The organism is Paenibacillus sp. JT22N15, assembly GCF_059383755.1.
Genome location: NZ_JBXENV010000015.1, coordinates 165,972 through 178,380 on the forward strand (window position 1 = coordinate 165,972; position 12,409 = coordinate 178,380).

Here is a 12,409-nt window from a genome sequence, read left to right on the forward strand (position 1 = left end):
ATAACGTATTATAGTCGGTGTCAAAAAATATGTCAATCGTTTGACATGTCAAACGATTGACATTCAATAATAAAAATAAAAATCCCTTGCTGTATAAGGGATTTCAGCTGTTCCTAAGTCGTCAGGCGCTCCACCAGCTCGACATCCAAAACATACCGGTGCTCCAGCGGCTCATCGTTCATTTGCCGGATGATTGAATCAACCGCGATCCGCCCGATTTCGGCAATCGGCTGGCGAATCGTCGTTAGCGCCGGCGTTATCCAATTGGCCGCGCTCACATCATCATAGCCTACTATTTTGATCTGCTCCGGAATAGACTTGTCCGCCTTGCGGCATTCCTTCACCGCGAAGGAAGCGATAATATCGCTTGTCGCAAACAAACCATCGATATCAGGATGCTCCGCGAACAGACGGCTCATAATCTGCTCGTACTGCTGCTCGTCGAATACGTTCATATCCGTCTGGATGATAATTGGCTCAATCTCATTTTCCGCCATCACGTCACGAAAGGCAGCCGTTCGCTGGTTCGCCAGCAGCTGAAGCTCTAAATTCCCGCAAATATGCGCAATTTTTCTGCACCCTTTGTCTACAAGCAGCTGTGCCGCGAGCCTGCCACCCTCGTAATTGTCCGATGAAATAAACGGGATTTCCTCGCTAATCTGCCGGTCTATCGTCACAATCGGGGAATGCAGCTCCTTGTACTCCTTAACCTCAAGCGTATGGCTGCCCATAATAATGCCGTCTACCCGGTTGCGCTTGAGCATATCGATGTATTCCTTCTCCTTCACAGGATCAAGATGCGAGTTGCAGAGCATAATTTTATAGCCGTTCTCGTAGGCATAACGTTCAACATAGCTGGCCAGCTCAGCGAAGAAAGGATGCGCCACATTTGGAATAATGAGCCCGATCACATTGGACTGCTTGCGCAGCAAAGAACGCGCCAGCTCGTTCGGCTGATAATTCAGCTCCTTCATCGTCTGGAACACCTTATTGCGAGTCGTCTCGCTAATATACCCCCTGTTGTTTAATACGCGGGAGACCGTCGTAACCGATACTTTCGCCTTCTTCGCGACATCATGAATAGTAGCCATAAAATCTCCTTCTCATTATCCAGAAAGTTATACGCTTACAAATTATGCTTTCATCATACCACACGAAAACAATCTTTATATTTAAAATGCAAACGGCGCTGCCCGTTATGGATGGCAACGCTCGTATAACGGAGAAAATAGAAACGCGGGTACAAAAGAGCAGCTTATAAGGCTTTAATTTCAAAAAAAGAGCCGTTCACATCGCCCCATCCGGCGCGTCTGCAAACAGCTCTGCTCTTATGCTTATTAAAATGGTTACGCCCAAGTAGGCTGAACCTTCAAAACCGTTGCTTCCTTCTCACGCTTGAAGCTTGAAGCCGAATCCAGCTCAACTGCTGCGATAACAGCGGCCGTTTCCTTCGCTTGTTCTACAGCAGCGACCACTTTAGCTTGAAGTACATTTTCCACAACAGCCGCCTGCTTCTCTTCCTCCTCCGCTTCAACGCGGTGAATAAGCGCTCCAAGCGAAGCCAGTTTGCCTGTAATATCTACATAACCGCGATCTACGTGGTGGATACCCGTTACTTCCGTCTCGCCATCAGCACGCAATGCTGCACAGATCAAGGCTGCTCCTGCACGCAGGTCCGTCGCACATACTTTCGCGCCAGTTAGCGGCATATTTCCGCTAACGATAGCGGAACGGCCTTCGATCTTAATATGTGCATTCATCTTCTGGAATTCTTCCACATGCATGAAGCGATTCTCAAATACCGTTTCGGTTACGACCGACGTACCCTCGGATACGAGCAGCAGCGCCATCATTTGCGATTGCATATCCGTCGGGAAGCCCGGGTGCGGCAACGTCTTCACGTCTACCGATTTCAGCGGATGGTCCGCTTTAACCCGAATGCCGTTATCCGACTCCAGCACCTCCACGCCCATCTCTTGCAGCTTGGAAATGACCGGTGTCAAATGATCGCCAATTGCTCCTTCTACAAACACGTCGCCGCCTGTAATCGCTGCAGCAATCATATAAGTGCCCGCTTCTACACGGTCAGGAATAACATGATGCGTCACACCGTGCAAGCTTTCAACGCCTTCGATGCGAATGAGGCCTGTGCCTGCGCCGCGAACCTTCGCGCCCATCGCATTCAAATAATTAGCGAGGTCGACGATTTCCGGTTCCTTTGCAGCATTTTCAAGCAGTGTTGTGCCTTCTGCGAGTGCAGCAGCCATCATAATGTTCTCAGTAGCGCCTACGCTTGCTACATCGAGATATATTTTTGCGCCCTTGAGACGCGTGCTTGTGCTTGCTTCAATGAAGCCGTGTCCGAGCGTAATTTCCGCTCCCATCGCTTCGAAGCCTTTCAAATGCTGATCAATCGGACGTGTTCCAATCGCGCAGCCGCCCGGAAGCGAAATACGCACCTTGCCAATCCGTGCAAGCAGTGGTCCCATAACAAGGAAGGAAGCACGCATTTTGCGAATCAGCTCATAAGGCGCCTCGTAAGAAGCAATCGTTCCCGCCGAAATTCTCATTGTTGTATCTTGATACGATATCGTTGCGCCTAATGATGCCAATACCTTCTGTATAGTCATGACATCGTCGAGGAGGGGAACGTCACAGATGACGCTGTCTCCTTCCGTCGCAAGTAAAGAGGCTGCTAGAATGGGGAGTACTGCATTTTTTGCACCGCTGACACGTACCGTTCCCGATAAACGCTTGCCTCCGCGGACGATAATTTTGGTCATCTTATGGTTCCCTCCGCGAACTGAATTTCTGTCTCTCGCTTTAAAATTATTGTTTAAAAGTGAAAAATTCCCGTCTTAATCCAAACTCCATATTAACACTTATCTACACTAATCGACAAGCTTTAAATTTCCATGTAACCGCAGCATTTAAAGCAGCCCGATCCTGACCCTAACATCCTATGCTGAACGATGCTTTTAGGTGTTGCCCTGCCTGATACTGGAACAAAATTCCCGCACTTGTATAGCGTTCGGAAGCAGGCGGGATTTTAAGTCCGTCATGTACTACCCATTGTTAACATATTCCGCTCTCGTTATTCGACAAAACTCTTCAGCATTGTCGTCCAAGACCAGTAATCCAAAATGAAGCTGGCAAAAGCGTGCCCAAGTATGATCGCAAGAACCGCCTGAAACATGCGAGCCTTGGGGCTGCGGGGAAACGCAAAAAACGCTTCCCATTTTATCTCCTGCATAATAAACCATATAAGTACAATGCTAACGAGCGTTACAACGATGGAGAACAGCCCCGTTACTCCTGTGGCTGTCTGCATATTGTTCAACATATCCTGAGTCAAACCCATCTGTGCTCCAGCTGCCTCCTTTTTTTCGCCTTAAGTTCCGGTATGCCGCTTGATTGCTCATTTACTCAACTACTGCACGAGCAGCCGCTCTTTTGCAAATGGCTCTCCACTGCTTTCCACGGCAGGGTCCTCCACTTTAAACATGCGGCGTGCTTCATTGCCTCCCGCTTCGCTGGCCGGAAGCTGTTGCTCTGCAATCCCAGGAGCGCTGGCAAAGGCCGTTTTGACCGTTACCTTGAAACGGTAATATTGCTTGTCGAAGGGCTCATTGGCTGTCAGTTTAAAATAATAAACACCCGCAGGAAGCCGCTTGTTTTTCACATCCAGCTTGCCTGTGCTGCCTGTTTTCTGTGTAAAAAGCTGCTGCTGCTTTTTATCGTATGCTATGACTTGCATTACCTTTCCTGAAGGAACATTAAACACTTGCAAATCAATTTGGCTCGCTCGGGTGAGGCGCAGCTGGAACCAATCGACATCGGTGCTGCTGTCAATGACCCCTACATATTCTGTGCCGCTGCGTATGCTCAAGCCTTCGTAATATTGATTATTCGGCTCATTGGGATCATCGTATTTCGGCACATAATTGATTTTCAGCGTATATTGCCCAATGACGGGGCTGGCCTCAGACGAAATAGCATTATGCACACGAATATAATATTTCCCGGGTGTTACTGTCAATGTTGGCGATATTTCTGCCTGGCCCTCCGACTCCTCATCATAGGTTCGAAGCGACTGTCCGGCCCGCTGAACGGCAAGGCCCGGGTCGATTCGCGCCGTATTCCCCTCCAAGGCAAGCCGCAGCGTGCCGCTTTGCTTGAAGGTAATCGCATACCAGTCGCGATCCGCCTTCTGATGGAAATTGCCCACTACCGTCTGGCTGCGCGGCGACAAAGCGAACGCTTCGTATGTCTGGTTATTCGATTCATAAGCATCAGGTTTCATAATAAAAGAGGAGTCCAGCAAATAGGGCTGACGGGTCCCGTTATCGCTGTTCATGAACTGGACGCCTATTTTTTGCGTCCCTTTCTTTACCGTGAACTCGGCATTGCCGCTGGCAAGCTTCGTCGTATAAGTATTTTTCTGGACACCGTTCACATAATGCAGCAGCCGAATAGGGGGAAGAGCAGCCCCTGATTCAGTCAGTGATTGGTACTTCATCGTGAGCTTGCCGTCATATGGCGCCTCCACGGTATACCAGTCGATATCCTTGCCCGTATTGAGTACGGCAGATATTTGCTTATTCAAGGGGAGAAAGGCAGCTGTGCCCCTCGTATCATTCGGCTCAAAACCATCTGCTATAAGAGGTGTGCTCAGCGCTTTATCGATTTGCAGCAGCCCATAGCCTGTGCGATTATCGAAGCCCGACTCGCCAATGTTGCGCGTCGTTTGGCGCAGCAGCTCCCTGACTTGATACGTTTTGAGCTTCGGATAACGGGCCCAGATGAGTGCCGCCGCTGCTGCTACCTGAGGTGCGGCCATCGACGTGCCCTCTTCCTTCTTGTAGCTACCGCCTAGCGCTGTCGTATAAACGTTCCAAGCTGCTGACAAATCCAGCTCCGTACCGGGATTCGAACGCAAATCTGGCGAACTGTCCGCTTTTACGCCGCCAACTGCCAGCACCGTCGAATAGGCGGCGGGGTATTTTACAGCTGCCATACTTCCGAGCGTCTGTCCATCATTGCCCGCTGCTGCTACCAGCAGCACCCCTTTGCTCTCTGCATAATTTACAATGTCCTGCATATAAGGAGAATAACGATATAATCCCACAGAGAGCACGACGATCTTGGCCTGCTTGCGCACCGCGTACAAAATCGCTTCGCCCAAATCCTGCTCTGTCCCATCGCCATTATGATCAAGCGCTTTAATCGGCATCAGCTTCGCCTTCCACAAAATGCCGGATACGCCAATGCCATTGTTGCCGGAAGCGGCAATTACTCCGGCCACGCTTGTCCCGTGGCCGTTATTGTCCTCAGGCGGCGTATCCGTGTCGATCAAGTTGATGCCGGGGACTAGATTTTTTTTGAGATCGGGATGGTCGAGATCGATGCCCGTATCGACAATCGCGATCGTCAGCGCGGTTTGCTCGCGCACGGTTTTCCAAGCGGCTAGCGCGCCAATCTGCTTGAGATAGCTTTGCTTCGCAAGCTCGGGATCGCTGGCCGCCGCTGCCTTCGCGGCGGCGGCTGTGAGGGCTGAGGCCTCGCCGTAGGCAGCCTCGGCTGGAGGGCTGTCGTCCGCCTGCTGTGCGGCGGACAGCTCTAAGGCGTGTACCCGTCCATTCGGGTACACGTATTCGACGCCCGGCGTGCTTCGCAGCCGGCGCAGCCATGCTTCGACGTCCGCCGATGCTTCGGCCGGACGTACGACATCGACCGCCGCCTCAGCCTGGCGGCGGATCACGAGCGTCCCGCGCAGCTCAGCTGCTTGCGCGGGGTCGCTCCATTTGAGGAGCCAGCTTTGCGGCGGCTCCTCTTTTGCACTTGGGGCGGCGTCAATACGCTCCGCCGCCCAAGGCTCTGCGGCGGATACAACGCCGCAGAGCAACATAACCGCCAGCAGCGCAGCAAGCTGGCGGCGCAAACTGCGGAACCTACCATGATTAAACTTCATGTTATTTATTCTGCCTTTGCATTCGTATTTTTCTAGAGCTTTTTATTCTTGCTTTACATTCGTACTTAACATTTGTACCTTATCATCTGCACTTGGCATTCGTAATTACCATTCGTGTAATTCTCGCATTTACATCCGCACTTAACTTCCGCACTTACATTCGTACTTAATTCCGTTTACTTATCCCTACCTACATCATCACTTGGCTTCATATTCCCTCGTACCTTATTCTGTCGCTTGCCATTGTATCTGCTAACTCTCTCATTCGCATACCGTTGTATCTGCTAACTCTCCCATTAACTTTCGCGCTTGGAGCAGGCTTGTCCTTGTTCCGGCATAAGATAGCGACCAAAGGCCCAGCTTTCTGATGCCATATTGTTTTCTTACCCTATTGGGTTCCTTCCAATCAGGGTGGTGTTTACTTCATCAGCAAGCCTGGGAACAAGCCCAACACGACAAGTCCGACGGCGCAAATAGCAATGCCTAAAGATGCAGCAAGCGGAAGCGAAAGCGCACGCTCGTTGCTGCCCGTTCTCATGAACATTTGCCGGATGAAGCCGAAATAAGCATACGCGGCAACGAGGCTGCATGCGGCCATGACGCCCAGCAGCCAATATGCCTCTGCCGCAGCGCTGCCCAGCCATATATACACTTTGGCAAAAAAGCCACCCGTTAGCGGCAGGCCTGCAAGCGACAGCACGAAAACAGCCATCGCTGCCGCAAGCCAAGGCGACCGATGATACAAACCAGCCAGTCCGCTGAGCTTTCCATGCCCTGTCGCTTCCCGAACAGCTGCCAAAATAGCTGCAGCTCCAAACATCGCCAGCATATACACAGCGAATTGATAGCCGAGCGGTGCGAATAAACTGCTATGAGCGGGTGCAAGACTAAGTGCGACCGGAACAAGCAAATAGCCGCTGTTGATGACGCTCGCCCAGCCTAATAGGTTAGCAGCCTGCTTTTGCCTCAGCATCGCGACTGTGCCCCAAGCAATTTGGCAGGCCGCAATCGCCTGCAAGCCGATATAGGCGCTGTTTAAACCCAATAGCTGGACTATCTCCGTTTCATGGAGCAGATGATACAATGCAGCCGCGGCTGCGCCTTGGCCTGCTACCACCAGAAACATCGCGCCAGCCGTATAAGGAAAGCCCGTGTTTTTACCATTCTCGTTGGACATCCAAATGCTAAATGGCAGAGCCGCCACTTTTACGCCCAAACCGCATGCCATTAGCAAAATGGCCAAGTATACAAGCGAAGCATACGACTGCATATCAGAAATGGATGCCCGAATAGCAGCTAAGTCCATATCGCCAGTCAAGCCATAAATATAAGACATGCCGAACAGCAGCAGGGCAGTTCCAACGCCAGAACGGGCCGAGAAGCGCACTGCCGGGCGCTCAGGCCGAGACAAATGCTTATGCCGCTTGTTCAACGTAGTCAAAACCAGGCTCAATGCCGCCAAACTAAATAGCTCAATTCCCATATAGAGCGTAATAAGATTGGAAGGCGCAAGCAGCAAACGTATGCCAAGCAGCGCAGCAGGAATATATAAATAATCGTTAATACGCTGCTCCCGCTCTTCTCCCAGACTGAGCAGCACCACTACGATAGCTCCCGCAATTGCCAGCAAAAACATGAAGCTTTCCGCATTCAAGCCCAGATAGGGGATTCCCGCGACTCCGCCTGACTGTCTGCCCTTGGCAATCGCTATCGCCGCTTCTGTGCCGTTCGCTGCCATCCGCCATAAGGCCGCTGTAAATACGACGACCAGCCATGGCAGTGTCAACCAGCCTGACGCCAATCCCGCTTGGTGCCACAAGCGAAACCGGAGGCCAGCAGCAAGTGTAATCAGCAGCAAAAGGAGGAGCAGCTCAGGAATTAGCTGCACCGTACCTAACCAAAACTGCGATCCCAGCGCTTCTCTATTTGTCATGAGCTCATCCCTCCATCCTGCCTGCCAGCAATTGACTATAAAGCCCCGTAATGCTTTGCTGCACCGTATCGGTCAAAAATGACGGAAAGCAGCCGAGCAGCACGATAAAAGCAAGCAATATAATCATCGGTGCCGCCTCAATAAGGCGGGCATCCTTGAAAGCCGCATGCCGCTCATCAATCGGCCCGAAGCTTACGCTCAGCAGGCCTCGCAGCATATAAGCGGCAGTGAGTACGATTCCCGGTATTGCGGCAGCAGCGAGCCATGGCAGCGAATCGAATAAGCCGAGCAGCGACAGTAAAATCCCGGGAAAGCCAGCCAAGCCGGGAATGCCGATAAGCGACAACCCCGCGGCCATGAGTATGCCGCAAATAAACGGAAGCGAGCGGGCCAAGCCGCCAAGCTCGGAAATTGCCGTTGTTTTAGCTCGCTCCTGCAAGCTGCCGACAACGAGCCATAACAGGGCAAAGCATAAGCTGCCCGCCATGAGCTGAAAGATCGTCCCCTGCAGCCCTGTCTCATTAAAGGCGGCAATGCCAAGCCAAATCAATCCCATTTGGCTAAGTGAGGCATAAGCAAGCAGCTGCCTCATATCCGTCTGGCGCAGAGCCAGCAAAGCTCCGTACAGAAGCTGAATAATACCGAGAACAGCGAGAGCCGGGGCCATTTTCTCCGCTTGCTCTGGAAACAAAAATACGCCATAGCGCAGCAGTCCATACGCCCCGGCAGCCGGAAGCAGACCCGAAATAATCATCACGACCGGTATTGGTGCGCTGGCCTGCGCTTTCATCAGCCATGTATGAAATGGCAGAAGCGGCATAAACAACCCGAAGCCGATGAGCTGCAAAATAAACAGCGCCATCTTCACACCTTCGGACAATGGCGCTGCGGCAGCCGCTCTCACATCCGGCACCTCTTGGCTCATTGCCATCTCTCCTGCAAGCAGTCCACGGGCGATTCCGCCGTATCCTCCGCTGTATACCGCCTGGAGCTGCTCGCCAGCCTTTTCAACACGAAGGCCCGCCGTACAGGTCAAAATGAGAAATACGACAAGCAACAGCATAGAACCTAGCCCTGCCCCAGCCAATAGCCGATTCGCCGTCCGCTCACCGTCCGGATTGCCCCATATGCCCAGCAGAAAATAAAGCGCGACCAGCGCGGCCTGTAAAAATACGATAAACAGCAAAACATCCCTGGCGATAAAAAGCCCCAGCAGTGAAGCTTCCAGCCACAGCAGCCAAAAATAAAACGCTTTGCGCCGCTTCCTAAGCTGAACAGCAGTTACAGCAGCGAGCCCCGTCACCAGCGCGGCGGCAAGCAGCAACGGCAGCGAGAGCCCGTCTACCGCAACCGTGTAGGAAAAGGATAATTTTGCTTCGCTATATACTTGTCCCACAGTTGAAGCAAAAGGGAGCGGGACCTCAATCCACGGATACTGCTCCGTATAAGCGCCGCCCCCTTGCTGTTGATTAAATGTCGCATATAAAAAAGCGGCGAAAAGCAGCGGAAGCAGTGCCGCAAGCACGGCAAGCGTCTGCATCGCTCTTCCTTGACCGGATGGCGTGAGCAGGATAAGCAGCATGCCGGCAGCAGGGGCCAGCCACATTAAAGACAAAAGCGGCAGCTCTGTCAAAAATGCCATTTTACCACTCCCCCTTTGCAGCCATGATGATGATCGTGATGACCAGTCCAAAAATGATCGCTAGTCCCATTCCTCGAATCGTACTGCGAAGGCTCCAGCTAACAGCCAGCCTCCCCATCGCATACAACAGTCGAGCCGCCAGCTGGAGCGGCATGCCCATCGCATGTTCAATCGCCGCTAATGCCTCACCAGCAGCGGCAAACGGCTGCTTGATCGCACTCGCTTTGCCTGCTGCCCATCCAGCAGAAGCATCCTTCAGCTGATTTGGGTCAGAGCGCATCGCGCTCGCCTCACGTTTGTTTTTCAGCCATCCGAGCCAAGCGCCGCCTATAAGGATTGCAGTAGCGGCCAGCATTAATCCTAAGGACATATTGCCTTGCGCGCCAACCGCTTCCCCATCGAGCCATCGTTCAGGCAAGCTGCCCCAGACCAATTGAAAGAAGCTTGAAAGGACAACGATCGCGGCAAGCGCAATTACCGAATAGCTCATAAGGCGCGAACGCTTATGGCCTTGATCAAGCACGGCCGTTGCAGTTGAACGCGGCTTCCCTTCAAATATAAGAAAATACATGCGGGACATGTAAGCCGCGGTCAAAAGCAGTACAAGCATCATCGCAGCCAGCCACAATAGATGCCGCTCTGATGCTTCCGCCCAAATCGACTGCTGCAGCCAAAAGCCCGTGAGCGGGGGAATGCCGCATAAAGCCAGGCCGCCAATGAAAAACGTCCACGCTGCAAGCGGCATTTGCTTGCGCAAACCACCCATGCTCCCTATATCCGCTGTTCCAACTGCCTTCAATAGTTGACCTGCTGCCAGTACAAGCAGCGTTTTGCAAATTGCATGGACCAGCACATAAAGCATGCTGCTTGTGGCGGCCCCTAGGGCGAGCGAAAGCTGAACGATACCTAGCTGGCTGATCGTCGAATAGATCAATATTTTCTTCACATTCCGCTCCATTAGCGCCCTTGCAGCAGCATAGAGCGCTGTCGCAGCGCCAATATAGAGCGCTGCGTCCGTTACGGCTGGAGCCGATTGGAAGATTTCTGTCGTTTTGGACAGAAGCAGCGCTCCTGTCATCATGCCTGCTCCTTGCAGCAGCGCGCTCGCTGGAGCAGGAGCCTGCTCAGCACTGCTCAGCCAAGCGTAGAGCGGAAACTGCGCAGCCATTCCTGCCGCCGCAAGCAGCAGCAAGCTTGCGATCAATGCCGTTATATTTTTCGCAATCGCACCAGATTGCCCTTCAAATACGTTATGTATAGCAGCAAAATCAAGCGCATGCTCCGGCATAAACCAGAACAGCATCAGCGTTGCAAGCAGCAATCCCGCACTCGCTAAACGCATCATTATAAAAGCTTTCTTGGCAGCCGCACGCGCCGCGCTCTTCGCGTACCAGAAACCAAACAATAAAAATAGACTAACGGAGGCAAGCTCCCAGAACAAATAAAACGCCAGTACGTTATCTGCGAGAGTTAGTGCCAGCAGCGAGAAGGTGAATAAGGACATATAACTGTAGAACACCGTCAAGCGTTCATCCTTCTTCATATAACCAGCGGCATAAATATGAACCAATACGCTCAGCAAGCTGACACCTACCAGCAGCAGTGCGCTCATACTGGTAACCTCAAATCCAATTCGCAGCGTAAGGCGATCTATCGAAATCCAGTTAAAGCTATCATTATAATCGACTGCCCTATAGCGGAATCGCTCAATCCATACCAGAAGCGACAACAGCAGCGAGGCAGCAGCGCCTCCTGTTCCAACCCAGGCGCCAGCAGAATGAGACCCTCGGCCAAGCGCCAGCAGGATCAAAAAAGAAGCTAGCGGCAGCAGCGGAATAAGAAAAGCAGCCTCAGCATACATTTGCATCTGCTACGATCACCTCCTGTTTAACTATTATTCATGATTAGAGGTGGTGGAGTCTCGTTTGTATAATACAATTAATACGGCCGCTCCAATTGAAGCCTGCGCGAAAAAAACTACCAAAGGAAGCGTTCGAAGCCCTTCTGCTATTCCTTGCACATATAAGCTTAAAGCAGCAATGTTCAACTGGGCTCCGCATAAAATGATACTTACACACAACAAGGCCACCAATGAATTTCTTTTGACAATTGCCCCGTACACACCAATAGCCATCAGCGTCGCCGCCGTCATCAAATGGGCAGGGAGCAGCGGCATTTCTTCGCCAGAATAGGGCATCTTAACAATGACACACATCAGAATAGCGAGCAAAAACGGAATGCCTGCAGCAGCTGCCATTTCCCGGGAAGCGATTCCAATCGACCGGTTATGCCGGCCTATTTCCGAATGCCTCCTAATTTCTGACCCTAGCAAAATTCCCATTGTTCCCACATATAGAAGTGCCTGAAAAAGCGCAATCAGACCGGCATCCAGCCGGACGAGCAGCCCTGAATTTCCAATAATCGTCAACACTACGCCCAGAGCCAGCCTAGGCAGCATTCTGGCATGAATCATAATGATAGAGCCCGTCACAACAAGGGCCGAATAAAGGAAGAACGCGGTTGTTTCTGCCGTAAACCATCCATTAAACAATGAACCGCACTCTCCCTCTCCTAAGTTTAACACAAAAGGACCGAGCTAATCATAAGCGTCGGTCCTTGTAAAAAAAGGGATTTGCCTCGCCAATGCATGCCTGCTTAACCTGGCGTTATCGTCCCTTTGGCGTCACCTTCAACTATCCGATGAAAAAGGGTTGAATTTTGCTGCTTTTCTAATCTAATAATAGTTACAATTATAACAAATGCTCCCACTACCGTCTATGATGGAGTTTTAGGTGCACCCCTAGCAAAAAGGCCTGCCAAACCGCTGGAAACCGCGATTCGCAAGCCTTTTTCCACTCTACTA

The 12,409-nt window shown here is 51.7% G+C and carries 8 protein-coding genes; all 8 read right to left on the reverse strand.

All coding sequences use genetic code 11. The features are described 5' to 3' along the window. Positions 1 to 113: 113 nt before the first annotated feature. A complete protein-coding gene (locus tag AC50X8_RS25980) occupies positions 114 to 1,091 on the reverse strand; it encodes a LacI family DNA-binding transcriptional regulator (RefSeq protein WP_056036814.1) in 978 nt (325 codons plus the stop codon). A 255-nt stretch (positions 1,092 to 1,346) separates the two neighbouring features. Beyond that, positions 1,347 to 2,783 carry a UDP-N-acetylglucosamine 1-carboxyvinyltransferase gene (gene murA, locus AC50X8_RS25985; protein WP_056036811.1) on the reverse strand — a complete coding sequence of 479 codons (1,437 nt, stop codon included), beginning with the start codon at positions 2,781 to 2,783 and terminating at the stop codon, positions 1,347 to 1,349. Between the two features lie 311 nt (positions 2,784 to 3,094). Further along, complete coding sequence (locus AC50X8_RS25990; protein ID WP_494882392.1) at positions 3,095 to 3,361, reverse strand: DUF1146 domain-containing protein; 267 nt, start codon at positions 3,359 to 3,361, stop codon at positions 3,095 to 3,097. A gap of 69 nt (positions 3,362 to 3,430) precedes the next feature. Beyond that, positions 3,431 to 5,971, reverse strand: a complete 2,541-nt coding sequence (locus tag AC50X8_RS25995; RefSeq protein ID WP_494882394.1) for a S8 family peptidase — start codon at positions 5,969 to 5,971, stop codon at positions 3,431 to 3,433. Between the two features lie 418 nt (positions 5,972 to 6,389). Continuing rightward, on the reverse strand, positions 6,390 to 7,904 hold the full coding sequence (locus AC50X8_RS26000; protein WP_494882396.1) for an NADH-quinone oxidoreductase subunit N: 1,515 nt from the start codon (positions 7,902 to 7,904) through the stop codon (positions 6,390 to 6,392). A gap of 4 nt (positions 7,905 to 7,908) precedes the next feature. Then, a complete protein-coding gene (locus AC50X8_RS26005) occupies positions 7,909 to 9,546 on the reverse strand; it encodes a complex I subunit 4 family protein (RefSeq protein ID WP_494882398.1) in 1,638 nt (545 codons plus the stop codon). Between the two features lies 1 nt (position 9,547). Next, positions 9,548 to 11,413 (reverse strand): NADH-quinone oxidoreductase subunit 5 family protein, encoded by a 1,866-nt coding sequence (locus AC50X8_RS26010; protein WP_056036797.1) that lies wholly within the window; start codon positions 11,411 to 11,413, stop codon positions 9,548 to 9,550. Between the two features lie 27 nt (positions 11,414 to 11,440). After that, positions 11,441 to 12,097 carry an NADH-quinone oxidoreductase subunit K gene (locus tag AC50X8_RS26015; protein ID WP_056036794.1) on the reverse strand — a complete coding sequence of 219 codons (657 nt, stop codon included), beginning with the start codon at positions 12,095 to 12,097 and terminating at the stop codon, positions 11,441 to 11,443. Between the last annotated feature and the right edge of the window lie 312 nt (positions 12,098 to 12,409).

Coding starts and splice junctions, on each gene's coding strand:
- AC50X8_RS25990 (WP_494882392.1), bottom strand. CDS start 3,361: ATGGGTTTGACTCAGGATATGTTGAACAATATGCAGACAGCCACAGGA.
- AC50X8_RS25980 (WP_056036814.1), bottom strand. CDS start 1,091: ATGGCTACTATTCATGATGTCGCGAAGAAGGCGAAAGTATCGGTTACG.
- AC50X8_RS26000 (WP_494882396.1), bottom strand. CDS start 7,904: ATGACAAATAGAGAAGCGCTGGGATCGCAGTTTTGGTTAGGTACGGTG.
- murA (WP_056036811.1), bottom strand. CDS start 2,783: ATGACCAAAATTATCGTCCGCGGAGGCAAGCGTTTATCGGGAACGGTA.
- AC50X8_RS26010 (WP_056036797.1), bottom strand. CDS start 11,413: ATGCAAATGTATGCTGAGGCTGCTTTTCTTATTCCGCTGCTGCCGCTA.
- AC50X8_RS26005 (WP_494882398.1), bottom strand. CDS start 9,546: ATGGCATTTTTGACAGAGCTGCCGCTTTTGTCTTTAATGTGGCTGGCC.
- AC50X8_RS25995 (WP_494882394.1), bottom strand. CDS start 5,971: ATGAAGTTTAATCATGGTAGGTTCCGCAGTTTGCGCCGCCAGCTTGCT.